Annotated in this window: 22 protein-coding genes; 10 read left to right on the top strand and 12 right to left on the bottom strand. The window is 36.6% G+C overall.

Going from position 1 to position 19,889, the window contains the following annotated elements; all coding sequences use genetic code 11:
• Positions 1 to 44: 44 nt before the first annotated feature.
• From FN924_RS03300 to FN924_RS03290, 3 genes are all read left to right on the top strand, one after another.
• The gene (locus FN924_RS03300; RefSeq protein WP_143892052.1) at positions 45 to 389 is read left to right on the top strand and encodes a winged helix-turn-helix transcriptional regulator; all 345 of its coding nucleotides are present in this window, start codon (positions 45 to 47) and stop codon (positions 387 to 389) included.
• Between the two features lie 138 nt (positions 390 to 527).
• Positions 528 to 701, top strand: a complete 174-nt coding sequence (locus tag FN924_RS03295) for an aspartyl-phosphate phosphatase Spo0E family protein (RefSeq protein WP_228409546.1) — start codon at positions 528 to 530, stop codon at positions 699 to 701.
• Positions 702 to 862: 161 nt separating this feature from the next.
• Positions 863 to 2,131 (top strand): glycosyltransferase family 2 protein, encoded by a 1,269-nt coding sequence (locus FN924_RS03290; RefSeq protein ID WP_143892051.1) that lies wholly within the window; start codon positions 863 to 865, stop codon positions 2,129 to 2,131.
• Positions 2,132 to 2,194: 63 nt separating this feature from the next.
• Here FN924_RS03290 and FN924_RS03285 read toward each other — a convergent pair whose 3' ends face one another.
• From FN924_RS03285 to FN924_RS03265, 5 genes are all read right to left on the bottom strand, one after another.
• Entirely contained in the window at positions 2,195 to 3,304 is a 1,110-nt protein-coding gene (locus tag FN924_RS03285; RefSeq protein WP_143892050.1) for a DegT/DnrJ/EryC1/StrS family aminotransferase, read from the bottom strand.
• 27 nt (positions 3,305 to 3,331) lie between these two features.
• Positions 3,332 to 4,627: a nucleotide sugar dehydrogenase gene (locus tag FN924_RS03280; protein ID WP_143892049.1), complete on the bottom strand. Its 1,296-nt coding sequence runs from the start codon at positions 4,625 to 4,627 to the stop codon at positions 3,332 to 3,334.
• A gap of 112 nt (positions 4,628 to 4,739) precedes the next feature.
• Positions 4,740 to 5,747 (bottom strand): glycosyltransferase family 4 protein, encoded by a 1,008-nt coding sequence (locus FN924_RS03275; RefSeq protein ID WP_228409545.1) that lies wholly within the window; start codon positions 5,745 to 5,747, stop codon positions 4,740 to 4,742.
• 75 nt (positions 5,748 to 5,822) lie between these two features.
• A complete protein-coding gene (locus FN924_RS03270; RefSeq protein WP_143892048.1) occupies positions 5,823 to 7,046 on the bottom strand; it encodes a glycosyltransferase in 1,224 nt (407 codons plus the stop codon).
• A gap of 26 nt (positions 7,047 to 7,072) precedes the next feature.
• The gene (locus FN924_RS03265) at positions 7,073 to 8,260 is read right to left on the bottom strand and encodes a glycosyltransferase (RefSeq protein WP_143892047.1); all 1,188 of its coding nucleotides are present in this window, start codon (positions 8,258 to 8,260) and stop codon (positions 7,073 to 7,075) included.
• Between the two features lie 190 nt (positions 8,261 to 8,450).
• On the opposite strand from FN924_RS03265, the gene FN924_RS03260 reads away from it, so the two are divergent.
• Positions 8,451 to 9,206 carry an SDR family NAD(P)-dependent oxidoreductase gene (locus FN924_RS03260; RefSeq protein ID WP_143892046.1) on the top strand — a complete coding sequence of 252 codons (756 nt, stop codon included), beginning with the start codon at positions 8,451 to 8,453 and terminating at the stop codon, positions 9,204 to 9,206.
• 15 nt (positions 9,207 to 9,221) lie between these two features.
• Entirely contained in the window at positions 9,222 to 10,190 is a 969-nt protein-coding gene (locus FN924_RS03255) for an NAD-dependent epimerase/dehydratase family protein (protein WP_228409544.1), read from the top strand.
• Positions 10,191 to 10,234: 44 nt separating this feature from the next.
• On the opposite strand, the gene FN924_RS03250 is transcribed toward FN924_RS03255, so the two are convergent.
• On the bottom strand, positions 10,235 to 11,470 hold the full coding sequence (locus tag FN924_RS03250) for a glycosyltransferase (RefSeq protein ID WP_143892044.1): 1,236 nt from the start codon (positions 11,468 to 11,470) through the stop codon (positions 10,235 to 10,237).
• 145 nt (positions 11,471 to 11,615) lie between these two features.
• Between FN924_RS03250 and wecB the strand changes: the two genes are divergently transcribed.
• Positions 11,616 to 12,698, top strand: a complete 1,083-nt coding sequence (gene wecB, locus FN924_RS03245; protein ID WP_143892043.1) for a non-hydrolyzing UDP-N-acetylglucosamine 2-epimerase — start codon at positions 11,616 to 11,618, stop codon at positions 12,696 to 12,698.
• Between the two features lie 57 nt (positions 12,699 to 12,755).
• On the opposite strand, the gene FN924_RS03240 is transcribed toward wecB, so the two are convergent.
• Genes FN924_RS03240 through FN924_RS03230 form a run of 3 tightly spaced genes read right to left on the bottom strand, consistent with a single transcriptional unit; the run spans position 12,756 to position 15,419 of the window.
• Entirely contained in the window at positions 12,756 to 13,775 is a 1,020-nt protein-coding gene (locus tag FN924_RS03240) for a D-glucuronyl C5-epimerase family protein (protein WP_158633918.1), read from the bottom strand.
• A 28-nt stretch (positions 13,776 to 13,803) separates the two neighbouring features.
• The gene (locus tag FN924_RS03235) at positions 13,804 to 14,481 is read right to left on the bottom strand and encodes an N-acetyltransferase (protein ID WP_143892041.1); all 678 of its coding nucleotides are present in this window, start codon (positions 14,479 to 14,481) and stop codon (positions 13,804 to 13,806) included.
• A gap of 14 nt (positions 14,482 to 14,495) precedes the next feature.
• Positions 14,496 to 15,419 (bottom strand): glycosyltransferase, encoded by a 924-nt coding sequence (locus FN924_RS03230; protein ID WP_143892040.1) that lies wholly within the window; start codon positions 15,417 to 15,419, stop codon positions 14,496 to 14,498.
• A 125-nt stretch (positions 15,420 to 15,544) separates the two neighbouring features.
• Between FN924_RS03230 and FN924_RS03225 the strand changes: the two genes are divergently transcribed.
• Complete coding sequence (locus FN924_RS03225) at positions 15,545 to 16,480, top strand: Gfo/Idh/MocA family protein (protein ID WP_267129018.1); 936 nt, start codon at positions 15,545 to 15,547, stop codon at positions 16,478 to 16,480.
• 202 nt (positions 16,481 to 16,682) lie between these two features.
• Here FN924_RS03225 and FN924_RS03220 read toward each other — a convergent pair whose 3' ends face one another.
• Positions 16,683 to 16,895, bottom strand: coding sequence for a hypothetical protein (locus tag FN924_RS03220; RefSeq protein WP_143892038.1), 213 nt, complete (start codon positions 16,893 to 16,895; stop codon positions 16,683 to 16,685).
• A 13-nt stretch (positions 16,896 to 16,908) separates the two neighbouring features.
• A complete protein-coding gene (locus FN924_RS03215) occupies positions 16,909 to 17,277 on the bottom strand; it encodes a DUF2642 domain-containing protein (RefSeq protein WP_143892037.1) in 369 nt (122 codons plus the stop codon).
• A 223-nt stretch (positions 17,278 to 17,500) separates the two neighbouring features.
• On the opposite strand from FN924_RS03215, the gene FN924_RS03210 reads away from it, so the two are divergent.
• Together FN924_RS03210 and FN924_RS03205 are read left to right on the top strand one after the other, a co-directional pair.
• Entirely contained in the window at positions 17,501 to 17,683 is a 183-nt protein-coding gene (locus tag FN924_RS03210; protein ID WP_143892036.1) for a hypothetical protein, read from the top strand.
• Between the two features lie 352 nt (positions 17,684 to 18,035).
• Positions 18,036 to 18,485, top strand: a complete 450-nt coding sequence (locus FN924_RS03205; RefSeq protein WP_228409642.1) for a spore coat protein — start codon at positions 18,036 to 18,038, stop codon at positions 18,483 to 18,485.
• A 149-nt stretch (positions 18,486 to 18,634) separates the two neighbouring features.
• Here FN924_RS03205 and FN924_RS03200 read toward each other — a convergent pair whose 3' ends face one another.
• Positions 18,635 to 19,162, bottom strand: a complete 528-nt coding sequence (locus FN924_RS03200; RefSeq protein ID WP_143892035.1) for a hypothetical protein — start codon at positions 19,160 to 19,162, stop codon at positions 18,635 to 18,637.
• Positions 19,163 to 19,359: 197 nt separating this feature from the next.
• Here FN924_RS03200 and FN924_RS03195 point away from each other — a divergent pair, with 197 nt between their 5' ends.
• Complete coding sequence (locus FN924_RS03195) at positions 19,360 to 19,884, top strand: AAA family ATPase (protein WP_143892034.1); 525 nt, start codon at positions 19,360 to 19,362, stop codon at positions 19,882 to 19,884.
• The last annotated feature ends 5 nt before the right edge of the window (positions 19,885 to 19,889 follow it).

Genomic DNA, 19,889 nt, shown 5'->3' with positions numbered 1-19,889 from the left:
TGTGGTATAGTATCCTGAAAGATACTAAGGAGGAGGGAAGGTATATGTCAAAAGCACCTGAAGAATGTCGAGTGGAAGATGCTCTCAATATATTAGTCGGAAAGTGGAAACCCATTATTCTTCTTCATTTATTACAAAATGGTACGAAACGATTCAGTGAACTTAAACGTAGCATGCCCGGTATTACACAAAAAATGTTAACAAAGCAATTACGGGAGCTTGAGGAGGAAGATATCATTGAGCGTGTAGTATATCCACAAGTTCCACCAAAAGTCGAGTACTCCATATCCGATTACGGCCGAAGCTTAGAACCCATTTTGGAGGCGATGCATGAATGGGGTAAAAATCATACGATGCATAAGTTACAGAAGCAGAAAAAAAGCTCTTAAGTTGATATAGGAATAGATTCCTATATAATTTTCTTTCTTTTACTTTCACACAGTAAAAATTTCCTATATCATACTACCCATCTATGCAGTATGATTTTGCTATCCATTATAAAATCATAGGTTAAAAGGAAGCTGATAATGAATCACATGAAACAACCAACCCTTACAGAGGATGAATTACTAAAACAAATCGAACAACTCCAAAATGAAATGATTCAGTGTGGAATTGAATTAGGTTTGGACCACCCCTTAACGATAGCTTTTAGCCAAGAATTAGATAAATTGATCCTAGATTACCAAAAGAGAAAATAAAGAGAGTTCACCTAAACAAAAAGTGAACTCTCTTTACATTTTTTACTCATTTCTCAATACAACCAACTACAAGACACCGGATTGTCTTGCTCATGTAATCACTTGAAGCGACATGCATAAGCTACTAGTAACGCATATATTTTTTTACTGGGGGAAATAAGATGAAGGATATTACCGCAGTGCTAATAAATGGTTCGACCCCACTAGCCATACAAAAGGCCCTACAGTCTCTTGAGTATGTACATTCTAGATTGAAAACGATTATGATTCTTACAGAACAGAATTCTATTCTACCTAAAAATATCACACTTAAGAGCAATGTACTTTACACTAAAAATCAAGATCCTGGAATCAAACTTAATGAACTTGTACAAACGGTGACCACAGACTACGTGTTATTCCTTCAAGATAATGATTACCTGTCCAAAACGGTAACACCCGATACATTAACCATTCCAGCTTCCAAAAAAGTTCTGTGTGCTTCGTACCAGAAAAGGAATGTCACGATCCATAGACCACTCTTAGTGAAAACAGGTTATCTTAAAGAGAAAAATTTCCATTCTTTAAGCCAGCTTCCTTTCAAAGAAGCCCTCTTACCTGCATGGCTTTCAACAGTAGCAGGAGAATTACAAGAATTTCGTACAAACTTAATAAAACAAGCTAGAGTTCAAAATACAAAACAAGAGATCGAAAAAGAAAAAATCATGGAAAAATATCAAAAGGTTAGTCATTCATCAAATGAAGATACCCCTTCCCTTTCTGTTATGATATCCAACTATAACATGGCAAACTATATTGAAATTGCTCTAAATTCCTGCTTGTTGCAAAGTTCACCTTTTAAAGAAATACTTATTATCGACGATGGTTCTACGGACCATTCCTATTCCCAGCTACTAAAATGGAAGGACGAAAAATTAATTCATTTGTATCAGCAACAAAATGGTGGAAAAGCACGAGCATTAAACCGTTTACTTCCTCATGTGACATCTGATTTTGTTTTAGAACTTGACGCAGATGATTGGCTAGATTCAGATGCAGTTTCCGTCATCAAACAGCACTTAAGAAACGTAAAAGCCGATACTTCCGTGCTTTATGGAAATTACCGGCGATGGAAACAATTAGATCGAGGTATTCAATTTAAAAAGATAGATAAAGGAAGGCAGACAAGGGGACTAACAGATTTATTAACGTATCGATTCCCTTTGGGACCGAGAATATACCGAACAACTAGTCTAAGGAAAGTGGATGGATTTCCTGTTATTCAGTTTGAAGATGGAAGATTATATGAAGATGTTAGTGTTTTAAGTCGCCTTATAAAATTCTCCTCCTTTCAATATGAAGATTTCACTGTTTATAATGTTCGCGAACACAACAAGAGTATTACGAAAACACATCATTCAAAATGGAACGACTTTCTAAAGCATCTTTAATATCGGAAAAGCGAATGAAGTGTCCTCTAATTCGATTGGAAGAGGACACTTCACTGTTCTGAATTATACATCTTGATTTTTCAAGAAGTTAAGAACTGTAGAAATTACTAAGTCCTGTTTTTCATAAGAAAGCGTTGGATAAATGGGGAGGGCAATAACTCGTTTTGACTTGCTTTCTGCTACCGGAAAATCCCCTTTCTTATAATGAAGGTATTGAAATGCTGCCTGCAAATGAAGCGGAATTGGATAATAAATAGCAGAAGCAATACCGTTCTTATCAAGTTCTGATACAAGAGCATCTCTGTTATCTGTTTCAATACAATATTGATGAAATGTATGGCTGCGATCCTCTCTAATTGGAGGACACCATATTTTATCTTCAAAATGTTCCGTATAACGTTTAGCAAGCTCTTTTCGCTTAGTTAAAAACGTGTCTAAAACCTTTAATTTCACTTGTAATACAGCCGCTTGCAGTTCGTCCAACCGACTATTCATTCCAATCCAAGCGTGGTGGTATTTTTCTAGACTTCCATGATTGCGTAGACTAATAACCTTCTCATAATATTCTCGCTTATTTGTAACAATGAGTCCTGCATCACCGAATGCACCTAAGTTCTTAGTTGGGAAGAAAGAAAAACAGCCAAAATCACCTATCGCCCCAACTCGCTGTCCTTCAAATTCTGATCCAATGGCTTGACAGGCGTCCTCAATCACGCTCAGATTGTATGATTGTGCGATATGCATAATTTCTTTCATATTTGCAACCTGCCCATATAAATGGACGACGATAATTGCTCTCGTTTTGCTTGTAATCGCTTCTTCTATTTTAGTAGGATCCAGATTGTACGTCTCCTGTTCAATATCAACAAAAACTGGTCTAGCTCCAACTTGTGCAATAACCTCCGCTGTAGCGAAAAAAGTAAACGGTGTTGTAATGACTTCATCACCAGGACCGATATCCAAAGCTTGAAGGGCAAGTTGCAAAGCATCCGTTCCACTTGCAACTCCAAGACTGTACGACGCATTTAAATACTTCGCTACTTCCTGTTCAAAATTCTTTCCTTTTTCCCCCAAAATATATTGTCCACTATCAATTACTTCTGTTAATTCATTCATGATAGAGGATTTGGTTAGCTCCAGTTCTCCTTTTAAATCCAGTAAAGGTACCTGCATGAAACAACCTCCTTCTTCCTTTTGATTCTAAATGCCTTCATATAGAATGCCTAGTTGCGTAATATCCTCTTCATTTAATTTGTTCCTTCCATCGAAGAACAGCTCACAGTTCGAAAATTTCTTGAAGTCCAAAGTCTCGTATTCCTTGTGAAAAGCTTGTAAAATAACGACATCTATATTTTCTATCATTTTATCGTTTACGGATAAAGGCAATACTCCATAATCAATTATTTCACTTACGGAGTAATGCGGGTCATTTACAAAAACATTTGCTTGTTTCTCTTTTAGCTGATCGATAAGAAGCAACGATGTTGACTTTGTTGACTCTTTTACATTCTCTCGGTAAGACAATCCTAAAATAAGAACATTTTTATTTTTTAAATCCCCAACCCTATTTTCTAATTTTGAAATAGCATAATTCGCCATACTGTCATTGATTTCTCTAGACAGTGTCGTTAATCCTTGGTTTAGGCCTTTATTAATAAAAAAGTAAGGGTAAATAGGAATGCAATGACCACCCACACCTATTCCAGGTGCATGTAAATGAGAAAAAGGTTGGCTATTACTTGCTTCTATTACTTCAGATATACGGACTTCCATTTTCTCAGCAAACTTTGCTAATTCATTTGCCAGAGCAATATTCACATCTCGATACACACACTCTGCAACTTTTGAAAATTCTGCTGTCTCTATTGAGCTGACTTCAATCATCTTACAACCGAGTGCATTCTGATAAAAAGCAGATGCCCTTTCTAAGCTCTGCTCGTTAAAACCACCAACAACTTTTGGATAACTATTCAAATCTTCAATTATTCGATTAGAATAAACTCTTTCCGGGCTATATGCGAGATAGAATTCCTCTCCCATTTTTAAACTTGATATTTCTTCAATCCTCTTCCCAAACCTATTTACCGTATCTCCTGGCGGAAGGGTTGTTTCAAAAATAACTAACGTCCCTTCCTGTAGACCTTTTCCGATATCTTCTACAGCAGAATCAATATATTGGTAATCAATTTCATTATTCTCCTTAACTAGAACAGGAACAATCACAACAACAATATTTGCTTCAGATACTGCTTCAACAGTGGAGTTCGTCGCAATTAATGAATTCTTTTGATGTGCTTCTAGTACTAATTCTTCTAATCCAGGTTCATTTTTTACATGAGATTCACCTCTGGAAATACTGTCTATAACTTCTTTGTTTTTATCAGCTCCATATACTTGGTAGCCATTATTAGCAAACATGGCTGCTAATGGAAGGCCTATCTTCCCTAGTCCCACGACGGCTACACAAGATAAGTGTTCATTAGGTTCTATTACCATCATTCACCCTCATTTCTTATCCAAATTTATGATATTGTATGAGGGGGATTTCTACTTGATTGGACGTTTAACTTTAATAGAATAGAAAAAGGATGAAGGTCTAACGAATCTACTATAAACGTTTATAAATATTCATATACTGATCTGCTACGACCGAAGCATCATGGTAGTTTTCTATATACCGACGACCTCTAGTTCCTAATTCACTCCACTTTTCTGGATGCTGAAGTAGATTTCTGAGGACATCGCATATGGTAGAAGGATTAGCATTGACAATAGGTAACTCCTTTGGATATTTAGAAACTAAATCATCTCTTATATAACATACAACTGGCTTTCCATATGCCATTGCCTCGGAACTTATATAACCACTCGCACCAATTCTTAACTGATCAATGACAATATCTGCTTTTGCTAGTAAATCTTTTGTTTCTTCATAAGAGTATCCTTCTATTAACTCGAATTGAAAAGAATACCCTTCTTGCTTTAAGGCGTTTACTGCATGTAGGATATATTCCGTTCCTTTCAGATCCCTCATCGTGGGAGCATGAATAATAAGAGGTGATTGTTTTGGAGTAGGATAAACTGGTTTAAATTGTTTGGTATCTATTGTGTGGGGAATTACATGAACATGTTTATAAGAATTAGAGATGTACTCCTCTAATTCATAATCTTGAACAATTGCATGATCTATATATTTAGATAGAGTTTCAAGGTTTTTATATATTTTTTCCTCCGTCCATTCCGGCTTGACCCGGACATAGGGATTATTCTTCTTTGCAACGGACAATAAACGGATGTCCGATCCGTGATGGTGTACGACCATTTTCTTTCCAGCAGCCTTCAATATAGGGAGATCTCTTTTATCTGAGAAAAATGTCTCTCCAAAATGAAAATGGAAGATATCATACTTGTTCATTGAATCCTTTAGGAACTTTTCTATTTGGCGTTCACGTTCTGTACTGCTTTTCTGATTTAACTTTAGGCTTTGATCCGGCTTGAAGTTGTAGGCATTTTCATAGAAGTGGCAAGCTGTGGCTTCCACTCCCTTCAAACGTAACGCATGACAAAGTTCAATCATTGGAGAACCATAAGGAATATGCAGAACATTCAAGTCCATCACCCTTTCCGTAAAATTATGATTCAAGTCATTTTAACTTTTTAAATAGGGATGTTCATCAAGACCCACCCCCACTCACTCTACTAATTGCTCATAAACCGTCCACAGTTTTTTCTCCATGCACTCCCAGCTAAAAGAAGATTCCATCACCTTCCTCGCATTTTGCCCCATCTCTATTAAATCGTTTTTCCTGGAGAATAGAGAGAGTATAGCTTGCGTATAATCCTCAGCAGTTGCTTGTAATTTATCAACTACTATTCCACAGTTATATCGTTCAATAAACCTTCCCATGTCTTCACACTGATTCACTAGAACAGGGACACCATTATTTAAATAACTGAAAAACTTGTTTGGCATGGCATACCGATTATTTAATGAATGCGTTCCGTCCAAATCAATCCATCCTATATCTACATCCGTCATGGCCTGAGGAATCCTCTTAAAATCCATCCAACCTGTAAAGATTATCTTATCTTGTATATGAACAGGTAGGTTAGAAAGGTCCGTGCCTTCTGTCCCTTTCTTCCAACCTCCAATTATTTTTACTGTTACCCTCTTTTCTTCGTTTGCTTGCTTCACGATTTTGATTAGTTTCTCAAAGTCCCCTCTATTCCTACCTAAGACCCCTTCGAATGCAATGACAAGTTCTTCGGTGTACGCTTTATTACTCGTTTCCTGTCTCATCGCCAGTGGAGGTGAATTATAGATTACTTCCACTGGAAGATTTGGTCTTAATTTAAGAAACCATGATGCGATAGATTCAGATACAGTAATTAAATAATCCATTTCTTCAACCATTTTCTCGAGCAGTTGCTGCTTTACTTGTTTCGTTCTTTGAGCACCTTTCATAAGAGGGTCTGGATCTAATTCATGGCTATCAAAAATCAACTTACATTCTTTCCCTTTACTTGCTAATTCACGTTTAATTCCAACTCCTGAATATAATGAGAAAAATTCATGAGCATGATAGATGTCCGCTTCTTGGTCTATTCCTATTCGCGTTAATGGATCATCAAAGCGAGATGGTGTTCCGCTTCGTATGTTATAAAGAAGCAGTTTTACGTTTTTTTCGTAATCCAATGATTCATAGGTTATAACTTTTATACCCTCGTAGTAAAAAGCGGATGAAAGAAACCTATCCTTAAAAAGCGTCCCATCTATATCAAATAAATATCCATCTCGTCGAGGCACAATCATCGTGACTCTATATCCACGATTCACAAGACTTTTTGCTTCTTTTTTAAAAATACGTGCATCTAGAAAGGGATGTTCTGTCACTAAAAAACACACATTTTTCATGAGTACCCCTCCTTTTGGTCGTGCTATCATGAAAGTAGATAAACTGTAGCAGTTTGGTTCGATTCAAACGATTTATATACTTGAATTAATCTTTTCTCCATGTGCCCCCAACTAAATGTATTCTCCATAGCTCTTCTTGCATTCAGGCTCATTTCTCTTAGTTTTTCCTTATTTAGATAAAGGTGCGCGATTCCCTTTACATACTCTACTGAAGTTGGATTTTGGCTATTAATGACTAGCCCGCATTGGAAGGTTTGAACAAGCTTTTTAAGATCACTCCCATTATTTACGATTACTGGAATTCCATTACTTAAATAGTTAAATAGATTGCTAGGCATGGAAAAGACATGGATAGACGATTCTAAGCCTACGAGCCCTATATCAACATCCTTCATACTACTAGGTTGCGCGCTGTATGGAACCCATCCTAGGTTATTTATCTTTCTTTCTAAATGGGTAGGAACTGACGCAGTTTCTCCATATCCCAGCCCACCTATTATTTTGAATTGAAAGTCGAACGCTCTTTGACAGGAATCTGTTATCTCATAAATGGGTTGTAAGGCAGCTTTTGTCAACCTTCCTTCATGAGCCACTACAAGTGGAGGAGCTTCTCCTCCTTTTATTTGGAAGCTTGTAGCAAGAGGAGGCGAATTATAGATTACCTCAACCGGAAGTAGAGGGTCTATAGCTAAAAACCATGCCTTCATTGAATCTGAAACGGCAATAATAGAATCTACCTCTTTTAAACTTTCGATGAACATCGCCTCCCATTTCTGTTTATAAACAGTCCTTAACAGCTGCTGGTCGGTGATAAACGAACTACTATCATAAATTAAATGAACATGTAAGTTACGATGCCTGGCATTAAGGAGTTTTTTGATTCTCTTTCCACACTGTAAAGACGCAAACTCATAAACATGATAAACATCTGCCTTTTCCTTTAATCCCAATTGATACAATGGATCGGTAAGAAGCTTATTGGACTCTCGTTCTTTATCAAAAGTCACTACTTTTACCCCGCGGTGCTTGAAAACTTTCTCACGGAACCTATCTGTGATAGGACTCCCATCTATATCAAATAAAAACCTTTTTTTCCGTGGTGCAATGATGACCACTTCATACCCGTGTCGAATAAGACTTTGTGCTTCACATTCGAAAATACGTGGTTCCAAAAAAGAAAGATCACGCAATAGCATGCATACCTTTTTTGGCATTCCTTTCCCTCCTTTTCCATTACATCTTCTTCATCTAATCTTTAATGATTAACATTCATAAACTAGTAATCATACTAATAATTAAATGTGATTTCCTGTTTTTATATGCTGTTTTATCTTTTAGGGAACCACTGAAGAACCAATTTAATATATTTCCACTCAATCACTACACGGAAAGAAGGGAAAATGAATGCAATTATATTTAGAGGGGAAAAACGTGTTAGTAACTGGAGGAGCGAGAGGAATTGGTAAAGCAATAGCTCAAGCCTTTGTAAAAGAAGGAGCACATGTTGGAATAGTAGCTAGAAATGAAAGAGAACTACTAGAAACAAGAGAAGAGTTGAATGTATCCATTTACTCTAAGGATTTAACTATACAGCATGAGAGAAAACAGCTTGTTGAAGAATTTATTGAGGATTTTGGCTCCATTGATATTCTGGTGAACAATGCAGGAGCAAGTCATGGACACGGGGCCTTAAGCACTCCTCCAGAACTATTTAATCAAGCAATGGAAATCAATTTTCTTGCTGCAGTCCACCTAAGCCAATTAGCCAGTGAATCTATGATAAAAAACAACGAAGGAGTCATTATAAACGTTGCTTCTATTTATGGAAAAGAAGCGGGTGGTGCCCCTTCCTACAACGCCTCAAAATCTGCATTAATAAGCTTTACCAAATCTTTAAGTTCAGAACTAATTAAAAACAATATCCGTGTTGTAGGAATTGCACCTGGAGCAATCTATCATCCCAATGAAGCTTGGCAAAATCGTTTAAAAGAAGACCCTAATTTTCTTAAAAAGTATGCAGAAGCCAAAATTCCTGCGGGTCGACTTGGAAAAACAGAGGAAATTGCGAACGTTGCTGCATTCCTAGCATCTAAAAAAGCTTCTTGGATAGTAGGTACAACCATTACAGTGGACGGTGGCCAATCAAAACTAAATTTTTAAGAGAGGATGTCAGCATTGGAACGACCATCTTTAGTGAACAGCACTGTCTTAGTAGTTGGAGGTGCTGGTTTTATTGGAAGTCACTTAGTTGATAAGCTATTAGAGGAAAATGTAAGACAAGTAATTATTTTGGATAACCTATTCACTGGAAAAAAAGAGAATGTAGTACATGCATTGAATAACGGTGCAAAACTTTATATAGATAATGCAGAAAACCAAGAGGCTCTTAACTACATTATGGAAGAAAACGATGTTGATATTGTGTTCAATTGTGCGACGAAAGCCTTAAATTACTCCTTTATGAACCCTTCCAATGCCTATTTAACTAATGTTCTAGTTTTGAAAAATTTACTAGAGCTACAGAGAAAAAAAGCATTCCAAACGTTATGCCATGTTTCGTCATCAGAAGCATATGGTTCTGCACAATACAAACCAATCGATGAACTACATCCCTTAGCCCCTACGACCACCTATGCTGCTGGAAAAGCTGCTGCGGATTTATTACTCCAGTCCTATGTAAACATGTTTGAATTAGATGCCTTTATCATTCGTCCATTTAACAATTATGGACCAAGACAAAACTTTGATGGACCACTAGCAGGTGTGATACCTATTACAATTAAAAAAATACTTCAGGGTGGGACACCTGAGATTCACGGAAGTGGTAAGCAAACTAGAGACTTTATCTATGTCATGGATACAGTTAATTTAGCACTAACCGTTTTCCCAGTAATTCCACCTGGTGAAGTTGTGAATATTACAACTGATCAACAAATGTCCATTAAGAATGTAATCGAAACAATATCGAATGTCATGAGCTATCAAGGACCCGTTATCCAAAAACCAAGTAGGACCGCTGATGTTGCTAGCCATAGAGGATCAGCAGAAAAATTACAGCGATTAATTGGTCCTTTTGACGGGACCCCCTTTCAGGAAGGGGTTAAAAATACCGTAGAATGGTTAACAAAAGCCATTAAAAACTAATCCACCTGTTGCTAGTGGAAGATGGCAGGAATCGAGTTAATGTTCTACGTAAAATACAAAACTTCCTTACCGGATAATTGATCATAGACACTTTTTAATCGATTCTCCATCTTCTCCCAGCTATAGATGTCTTCCATTACTTTTCGTGCATTTATACTCATAGTTTTTAACAGAGCTTTATTTTGGCTTAAATACAAAATGGCTTTAGCATAGTCTTCTGCAGTGGCTTCTTTTTTATCAATAACTAATCCACAGCGGTGTGACCTTATAAATGTTTCCATCTCATGGCATCGGTTAACTACAACCGGAACACCATTATTCAAATAGCTGAAAAATTTGTTAGGCATCGCATAAGACCGATTAAGTGAATCCTTTAAGTCTTCGTAATCAATCCAACCGACATCTACATTTTTCATATGGGCAGAGATCGCGTAATAATCAACCCATCCAGTTAGTTCTATCTTATTCTTTAGATGTTCCGGGATTTGAATGCTATCCCCATGTCTCGTACCGCCGATAATTTTAAAATGAAAATCGATAGACTTTGAACAAATATCCGTTATTGTCAGTATTTTAGACTTATTTCCTCTTTTGTAATCCATATTCCCCTCATAGCACATAACCATACGATTCTTATTAAACGTTTTAGGCGTGAAGCCTTGTGCTAATGGGGGAGAATTATAGATGACTTCTACTTGTAAAGAAGGGTCCTGAGATAGAAACCATGATTTTATGGAATGGGAAATGGTAATCACGTAATCTGTTTCTTTCAGCATCAATAAAAGCTTCTCTTTTAGATTTTTTCTTAACTGCTCTGGATTTCGGGAATCAAAAGGATCCGGTGTTAGTTCATGACTATCATAAATAAGTTTAATAGATTTATTCTTTCGTTTAAGCTTTCTTTTAACACCTATTCCAGCGAAAAGCGACAAGTATTCATGGACATGATAAAAATCTGCATCTTGTGCAACTCCTAATTCTGTTAATGGATTGTTGAACCCCTGCTCCCACTGTGATTCGGGGGAAAGCACCTTGCTTAACGGGGTTCTACTTTCCTCATAATCGTAGGTTACTATCTCTATTCCTTCATGAACAAATCTTTTTTCTAAAAATTTGTCCTTTATTGGTGATCCGTCAATATCAAATAAATAGCCACCCTTTCTAGGCACAACCATTGTTACAGCATAACCTAGTTTTTTTAAGCTTTTTGCTTCTCTTTTATAGATTCTCGAATCTAGGAAAGGGTGTTCGGATACAAGCATACATACCTTTTTGACCATTTAGCGTTTGCTCCTTTCTTAATTGAAATCTCATCCAGAACAACTTTTACATTATATTACTCCTAGTTTGAAATCATGTTCAAAATAACAGACATCAAACAAAATGGTCCTCAGGGTAAAGATTAAAATGGAAAGGAAGATGATAATGAAAATTTTGACCGTTGTCGGAGCACGACCACAATTTATTAAGTCCGCCATGATTTCTAAAGAAATACAGAAGAGCGAAGAAATACAAGAGGTTGTACTTCACACAGGACAACATTATGATACGAATATGTCTGAAGTCTTTTTTAAGCAACTTCAGATTCCAGAGCCTGCTTATTATTTAGGGGTTGGGTCTGGTCCACATGGAAAGCAAACTGCTGTCATGTTAACGGAAATAGAAGCGATAATGGAAGCTATTCAACCAGATATCGTTCTCGTTTATGGAGATACAAATTCTACTCTTGCGGGAAGTCTTGCAGCGTCAAAGCTTCACCTCCCTATCGCTCATATCGAATCTGGGTTGCGAAGCTATAATAAAAAAATGCCGGAGGAAATTAATAGACTTATTACCGATCACTTATCCCAGTGGTTATTTTGCCCTTCAGCATTCGCTATGGAAAACCTGAGAAAGGAAGGGATTACGAAGGGTGTGTATGTTACTGGTGACATCATGTATGATGCTGTTCTTCACTTTAAGGATATAGCATTAAAGGAATCTACTATCCTCAACGATCTAGAATTGTCAAAAAAAGATTACAATTTAGCAACTATTCATCGGGCAGAAAATACAGATGATCCCGAAAAGCTATCGTCCATTCTGAAAGCATTACAACAACTAGAAACACCAACCGTTTTACCATTACACCCTAGGACCAAAAAGAAAATAGAACAGTTTAACTTAACTCCCTTTCTTTCTTCTTCCATTTTGGTTGTAGAACCTCTTAATTACTTCGACATGTTAGCGATCACCTCTCAAGCAAAACTCGTTCTTACAGACTCTGGTGGATTACAAAAGGAAGCGTTTATGCTGGAGGTTCCCTGTTTAACTCTAAGGGAGGAAACAGAGTGGACTGAAACGATAAAAACAGGCTGGAATCAATTAGTTGGTACCGATACGAAAAAAATCATACAATTTGCAACATCCATTCGTGCTCCAAAAGAGCATCCTCCTTTATTCGGAACTGGTAAAGCAGCAGATGAAATCATTCAAATTCTAAAAAGATGTTTTGAAAAAAAGGATTAAGAGATTCAAAAAAAACCCCAGGTGATGTCCATCGGCATACATCATCTGGGGGTTCTTTCATGGTGTATTTCCGTACAAATAATCTGTCCACCTTTTTAACGCTTTCTTCAATCGATCATCCTTGGAAACAGCATTTAAAGTTGCTAGTAAGTGAATGTGTGTAACATGATACCCCCATTTCGCAACATTAGGATACCCACCATCCGTCGTGTAATGCGTCAGATCATATGCAGTTCGGTTTCCTAAATCATATAAGGGTAGCATCCGTTTCAATGTAATCATTCCATCGTTAAACAATTGCTTTGTCAATTTGTTTTCCGTTCGTGTAGCTAAATCATATAAACCGACTAAAGCAAACATAAAACCATTTAAAATGTAACTAGGTGGATTCGTAGGACATTCCTCATAAAAGGAATATTCATTTTCAAATTTAGCTAGAACTCCGTTTGGTGGAAACCTTTGAAATAAAGCGTTTGCTCTTAATGCTCGATTCGCGTAATTCTGATTACGCGAAAGGTAGGAGGCTCTGGATAATACGGACATCGCCATTCCTAACCCTATTGCAGAATACCACGGAGCTTTTATGTCTTTCAGTCTTTTAGGAAAATAAGGTAAGTTAAAATGATAGGCCCACCCTCCTTTAGAGTCTTGGTTATCGATCAACCAATCTGCGACCTTAAAGAACTTTTTTTTACTTTCTTCATTTTTATTTTTATGGTACAAGCTATAGTGCTGAAGACCGTATTGAGCTATTGTGGCTGGATTGTAATACTCTCCAAAAGAATAAATCGTTTTAGGAATTCCTTTAGCATCAAACTGAACATTCCAGTTCTCCACACTGTTCTTATCATAATGCAAATAATTACCGTAATACTGGTAGTCTTGAATATCTAGTGCGCGTAGCTTTGTAACATGTACTTTTAATGTGTTTTCGTCCTGTCTCCATTCACTTTCGGAATGATAGCCTTTTTCTATTAAAGAAAGTGGGACAAAAAATTCATTTCCGATTTTCTTGCCGATTTTCTCATATTGATCATGCATCACAATTTGAATATCTTCTATTTTATGAGAACTCAATGTCATCACCTCACTAAAACCTAGCCTATTAGTTTAATTTTTTAGCAGGAACTCCAGCTACCGTCACATTATCTTCTATATCTTTCGTGACTACAGTACCTGCTCCTACTATGGAATTCGTTCCAATTGTGATACCAGGTAATAATGAGGCATTGTTTCCAATTTTAGCCCCTTTTTTAATAGTAGGACCTTTAAGTAAATAAGGCTGTGCCCCCATGTACTTATCATTAGACATAGATACACAAGGACCGATAAATACGTCATCTTCTAATGTAGTATCCCCTGTTACGTATGCTAATGTTTGAATGGTGCAGGACTTTCCGATATTTGTATTTAGCTCAACAATAGCTGCTCTGCCGACAACAGAACCTTCTCCTATACATACATTTTCCCTTATGCTAGCTTGATCCCCGATAAACACACCTTCTCCGATTGTTGTACCAGCATAAATGGATACTAAATGCCCTACATGGGTATCCGATTCAACAACCAAACCCTGATCCAGTTGGTTGGTTTTCCTCATTCTTTTGTTCACCCCTGGTTTTATTCCTAGAACACAGTTACTTCCAATTGAAACATTATCCCCTATATAAGTACCTTCCAGAAGAACCGTGTTATGCCCAATGACAACATTCTTCCCAATTACGACTCCTCTTTCAATCACGGTATTACGTCCCATTTGTACACTTTCATGAATGTTTGACATGTTTTTCCTCCCCTTTACATTTGAAGAATTCTTTCCATTCTGTTCACCAGTTGCTGTGTTCGCACTTGTAAAGAGTGATATTTTCTAACAAATTGATATCCCTGTTCTACAATTTTCAGCCTCTCCTTTTCGTTAGTTAAGTAATAGGTGGCTTTTTCTTGAAAATTATGTTCATCTATCGCGACAAAGTGATACCCAGGCCTAAATCCTAAGTCCTCTAATTCCGTGAATGTAGGTGCTAGCAGAAGGGTTTTGCATGCAAGTGCTTCATAATACTTTAATACCGGGTAGAAAAGTTTAGAGGGGCATGTGAAGGTTATTTTTGCCCGATTTAGTACCTTTGCATAGCTTTCTCCGATAGCATGTAGCTCTTCTTCCTCCCCATTAAAATTTCGGTAACCTGGGTGCTTATAGTACACAAAATCTGCGTCACCTTCATAAGCCTTCCTTATTTTTTGTCTTATTGGATAATAATCGTTTACTGCACCTATTAATAGTAAATCTATGTCTTTTTCCAGTTCGTAATCCTTAAATAGTTCTGTTTGTACGAAATGTGGCATCCAAATCATTTTTTTTTCGTATTCAGGGTACGTTTTCAGGAAATAATCACGTACGACCGGTAACAAATATGGAATATTATGCTTTTCTATATAGCTTTTTCTAAGTTTTGTAAACCGATGAGCATCGTTTATAAATAACCCCACTGGAACATCTATGTGAGCAAGACCTCTAATTTGAGGAGACATCTCTTTCTCTATGTCATTCATGATAAGAATAAAATCAGGTTTTTTGTGAAGTTGTTTCAAAATGGTATCAATATGCCCCGATTTCCTCCAAACCTCTACATTCACAACGTTGGCCAGCTCCTGTTCTAAATAAAAGAAAGACCTATGAATAAAGCTGGAAGTATCGTGTGCAATAAACAAAAGATTCATCATTCCAGACTCCTTCTATCTTGTAATCTAGTTACTCACAATAGTTCTTCAGCCAATTTTCATTTTTCGTTACGGCTGTCTATCTCACTTTCTATTACATGCATAGGATATCAAATGAGTAGTATTTAATAAGTGAGGAGAATCAGAGTATGAAAGTAGGTGTAATTGGAACAGGAAATATGGGGGAAAATCATGTCAAAACATATTTAGCTATGAAGGAACATTGCCAATTAGTAGGTATTTATGATAATGACCCAAAACAAGGCAGACAGATTTCAGATAAATATACTATCAAGCAATTCCAATCGTTATCAGAACTGCTAAGGTCTGTTGACGCTGTTAGTATAGTAGTCCCAACTGAATATCACTATGAAATTGGTTTACGCTGTATTGAAAATAAAGTTCATATTTTTATGGAAAAACCGATTACAGATACGGTGGATCAAGCACTAGATTTAATCGAAAAAGCAGAGAAAGCAGGTGTTAAGCTTCAAGTTGGCCATATTGAATTATTTAATCCTTTAATTCAAACGTTAGCCGAGCAACTAAGCGATCAAACAATAATTGAACTCGATTTTCATAGAATGAGTCCTTATAACGAAAAGTTAAAAAATGTAGATGTGGTTAAAGACTTAATGATCCACGATTTATATATTCTTCAGTCCTTCATTAAACAAGATAAATTACTGAATTTTTTCAGTATGGGCCAAATCATAGAAAATACTCCGAAGCATGCCAGTGTTCTCACCAAATCAGAAGCTGGCGTAATCGCTAAGTTAACTGCAAGTTTTAAATCAAAGAGAAAAGTAAGAACAATCCAGATTCTTACCGAGGATGCTTTAATCGAAGCAGATATTTTAAATAACCAGTTGAAAATAACCCGGGATTTAGTTTCTCAGGAATTAAGAATTCACGATACTATTCAACCCTTACAACGTCAATTAACAGACTTCATTGAATGTATAAGGTCCGACAGAATTCCAACCGTAACCGGATATGATGGTGTAAAAACTTTGCAAAAAGCAAATGAAATAAGTAAAGCTTTACACCAGAAACAGTTTTAAAAAGACTTTCCATTAACTAACTGTATGATAAGAATGAAAAATTATTTCTAAAAAACACGTTCAGTTTTGACATGATGTTCTCTAAAGAAGAGCCCTAGATAATCGTTAGAAGGATTATCTAGGGCTCCAACTTTTCCCTCAAACAAAAAAGGACTCAAAACAATGGATGTTTTGAGTCCTTTTGTACGTTTATTCCTTCATGTTAAGCAGCTTGAGGAAAACGTACGAAGTTAATGGCATCTATAGAGATATACAACTTCGTGTTCTCGTTATATCCGTTGGTAATATCAATAACTAGTACTAGTTCTTCTGTAACAGTGGAAAGGATGCCTTCAATTAGGTTATTATCAGTTGCAACCTCTACCCTAGAACCAATTCTCGTAGCTAATTCCGCAGCAAATGTTTCTGCAAACATTTCAATTCCCTCCTTATAGTTCACTTACAAATTCAATTTTTTCGATTCGGACAAGAACTTGATCTCCCGTACTCTCAATAATGACAATATAATCGTCTCGTACGGCAAGCAATGTACCAGTAACGGTACCGAATGGAGTTGTAACCTCAACTTGTTCATTTAATAGACTTAGTAGCACTTGTCTAAGCGTTGTTGGGGTACCTGGGATAGAAGGAACTTCTCCTCCATCACCATTCTCATCCCCACCGCCAATGTTTAGATCTACGTCTAAATCAATATCTAGGTCAGCTAAGTCAACGCCTTGACCATTGTTGTTAGCTAGATTTTGCGACAATTGTCTTAACAACTGCATAAGAGCTTGTTGTCTACTATTCAGTGCCAATTATATTCATCCTTTCTATAATAGATTTCAATTTTACTATATGCGGTTTCTCTTAGACTGGCAGGGCACTTGTTTTATTATCCAAAAAATCCACTCTTATGCCATATAATAACTAGATTAAAAAAGGGAAGCTTTAGATTCCAGATTCAAATAGACTATAATCTATAGCACATAAAAGAGAGAGAAGAATAAGATGTATAAAAGTTAATTTGGAGGTGAAAAAATGGCGAAAGAGCCGAATATTCAAAATGTGGATGCATTTGTGGATTCCGTATTAAGAAAACACAACATTAAGTTACAGGAAGCGAAGCTGAGTAAAGAAGATAAAGAGACTATTTTACAAATAATGAACAATATGAAGAAAAGTGTGGAAGCTGTGACTCAATCTAAACCTGATAATAACTAAATACGTGATAAAGATGATTCCCAAAAGAAGGAATCATCTTTTTTTCATTAATCCTGGAGAGTAGAACAGCAAAATAGGCACTAGATGACTTTTCTATTTCTATTAAAAATAGGTGAATTATATTGGATACTTACCCTTACCATTCCTATTAAAACACATACTATATCGTAACTTAGAAGAAAGGAGAGTAAATATGTCAAGAAAATCTAGAAAAAAAGCAAGAAGCGCTAACCGAAGTAGAAGCCAAGGAAAAACAGTTATGATTAAAAGAAATAAAAAGTCAAGACTAGATGACTGTTTTGTTGGCCCAGAACAATGTGATGAGCCGACTTCCTGTTGCTATGAAGAACCAGTGGTTGAGGAAGCAAGCTGTTCACCTGAACCTAGAAAATGGAATGCATTAGATCCAACAGATTGCCATCCTTTTGATGAAGATACAACACAAGAAGGTGATGCAGTAGTGCAAAGTTCCCAAACGAGTAATGAATCTATCGTAATTAAAGATTCATGTGATATTGATGTTACGACTACGGACACGCAAGCTGCGTTAAATGTCCAAGCGGCTCTTCAAGTAGCGATTGCTTTGATAATTAGCATTTCTATCCTTGACAATGGCAGAGCAGATGCAGTCACACAGGATTTACTGGCTAATGTTAAATCTAGTCAGCATAATAAGCAACATGTTTATATTGAAAATTCACGTGGTGTTACTGTATCTACGATGGATACTGACATTGCTGTCAATATCCAAATCTTACTGCAAATTTTAATTGCCTTAATTGTAAGATTGGACATTCTTTAATAGGTATGGCCAATTCACAACTTAAAAGGTTGGTGAATTGGCCTTTATTTACATATTAGATATTTCCTATAGGTGCTGTACTTTCTGCTACTATAACCGCAGTATCTCATTCTAGTCTGCCTCTCATGACTACTCGTTCATCCCACTCGTCAGTCTCTCTTAAAAATTAGTAAGTGTCTATTTTCCAACTCAAATGATGATCCTAGCACGAAGGTATCTATGTGAATGGTACTCTCGCTTAATACAGGAAGTGCTTCTTCACCGTCCCAGCAAGCATACACAAGGATACTCTCTCCTTTTTTCAGTTCACGCTTCACAAAGTCCAGTAATTCCATTACACACTTCTCGTTTCCCTTAAAGGAATCATAATTATTGAATGCTTCAGAACGATGATAGGAAAAAGAGCCTCCTAATTCATATACAAACCTTTCACTAATCGGAAGTAATTCTTTTATATGGTCATTTTCGAGTAAAGTTACGGCTACAAAGCTAAAATCTAACTCTGTTTCGTACACCTTTACCCACTCGTCTTCTAGATCAGACAAGTCCATGCAATTTCGAAGGTCCGCTGGGTCATCCGGTTTTGGGACATCGGATAACTTTTTCCACGTAAACTTCTCACCAAAGGTTCCCTCTGTTAAGGGATAGTTTGCAGCAATATAGTAGTAAAATGTCATGATAATCTCTCCTGGTGCCTGTCACTCCCCGATAATTGTCGAATATTCGACAATTATCGGGGAGTGACAGGCACTTTTTATACGCCATTTTTGATTTAAATATATAGTAAACTAGAAATATTTGCTATATTTAACTTTAGTTCTCTCATAAAATAAAAGTATCTCTTTTGAAAAGAAAACAGATTGGAGAAAAATTTATGATTGTAATGATTAACGGTGCTTTTGGTGTAGGAAAGACAACAATTGCAAACGAACTTCTAAAAAAGTTAGATAATAGTATGTTATATGATCCAGAGGAAGTCGGATTTATGTTAAGAAGCATCATTCCTGATCCGATTAAAAAGCAAGAAGCAAAGTCAGGAGACTTCCAAGACTTACATCTATGGAGAACCTTAACCGTTTCCGTAGCAGAGCAATTAATAAACACATATAAAATGAACTTAATTGTTCCAATGACGATTCGCAACCCAGATTACTTCATTCATATCTTTAATGGATTTAAACAATTGGACAAGGATACGCATCCCTTTTGCCTAACTGCTAGCAAAGATACGATTTTTCAGAGACTCCGTGAACGTGGAGAGGAAGAAGGGAATTGGTGCTTCCAACAAACAGAAAAATGTTTAAAAGCTTACGAGGACTATGATTTTGGCGAATACATCGACACAGAACATATAGAAATTCCAGATATCGCAGACCGCATTTTATCTATCATTAAATAGGTGCC

This window comes from Radiobacillus deserti (assembly GCF_007301515.1).
Taxonomy (GTDB): domain Bacteria; phylum Bacillota; class Bacilli; order Bacillales; family Amphibacillaceae; genus Radiobacillus; species Radiobacillus deserti.
The sequence above is the reverse complement of the archived record's forward strand: the minus strand, read 5'-3'. Positions and strand labels throughout refer to the sequence as shown.

Coding starts and splice junctions, on each gene's coding strand:
- FN924_RS03270 (WP_143892048.1), bottom strand. CDS start 7,046: ATGAAAAATGTGTGTTTTTTAGTGACAGAACATCCCTTTCTAGATGCA.
- FN924_RS03220 (WP_143892038.1), bottom strand. CDS start 16,895: ATGTTTGCAGAAACATTTGCTGCGGAATTAGCTACGAGAATTGGTTCT.
- FN924_RS03265 (WP_143892047.1), bottom strand. CDS start 8,260: ATGCCAAAAAAGGTATGCATGCTATTGCGTGATCTTTCTTTTTTGGAA.
- FN924_RS03300 (WP_143892052.1), top strand. CDS start 45: ATGTCAAAAGCACCTGAAGAATGTCGAGTGGAAGATGCTCTCAATATA.
- wecB (WP_143892043.1), top strand. CDS start 11,616: ATGAAAATTTTGACCGTTGTCGGAGCACGACCACAATTTATTAAGTCC.
- FN924_RS03210 (WP_143892036.1), top strand. CDS start 17,501: ATGGCGAAAGAGCCGAATATTCAAAATGTGGATGCATTTGTGGATTCC.
- FN924_RS03285 (WP_143892050.1), bottom strand. CDS start 3,304: ATGCAGGTACCTTTACTGGATTTAAAAGGAGAACTGGAGCTAACCAAA.
- FN924_RS03295 (WP_228409546.1), top strand. CDS start 528: ATGAATCACATGAAACAACCAACCCTTACAGAGGATGAATTACTAAAA.
- FN924_RS03250 (WP_143892044.1), bottom strand. CDS start 11,470: ATGGTCAAAAAGGTATGTATGCTTGTATCCGAACACCCTTTCCTAGAT.
- FN924_RS03200 (WP_143892035.1), bottom strand. CDS start 19,162: ATGACATTTTACTACTATATTGCTGCAAACTATCCCTTAACAGAGGGA.
- FN924_RS03280 (WP_143892049.1), bottom strand. CDS start 4,627: ATGGTAATAGAACCTAATGAACACTTATCTTGTGTAGCCGTCGTGGGA.
- FN924_RS03290 (WP_143892051.1), top strand. CDS start 863: ATGAAGGATATTACCGCAGTGCTAATAAATGGTTCGACCCCACTAGCC.
- FN924_RS03230 (WP_143892040.1), bottom strand. CDS start 15,419: ATGATGAATCTTTTGTTTATTGCACACGATACTTCCAGCTTTATTCAT.
- FN924_RS03260 (WP_143892046.1), top strand. CDS start 8,451: ATGCAATTATATTTAGAGGGGAAAAACGTGTTAGTAACTGGAGGAGCG.
- FN924_RS03195 (WP_143892034.1), top strand. CDS start 19,360: ATGATTGTAATGATTAACGGTGCTTTTGGTGTAGGAAAGACAACAATT.
- FN924_RS03235 (WP_143892041.1), bottom strand. CDS start 14,481: ATGTCAAACATTCATGAAAGTGTACAAATGGGACGTAATACCGTGATT.
- FN924_RS03275 (WP_228409545.1), bottom strand. CDS start 5,747: ATGGACTTGAATGTTCTGCATATTCCTTATGGTTCTCCAATGATTGAA.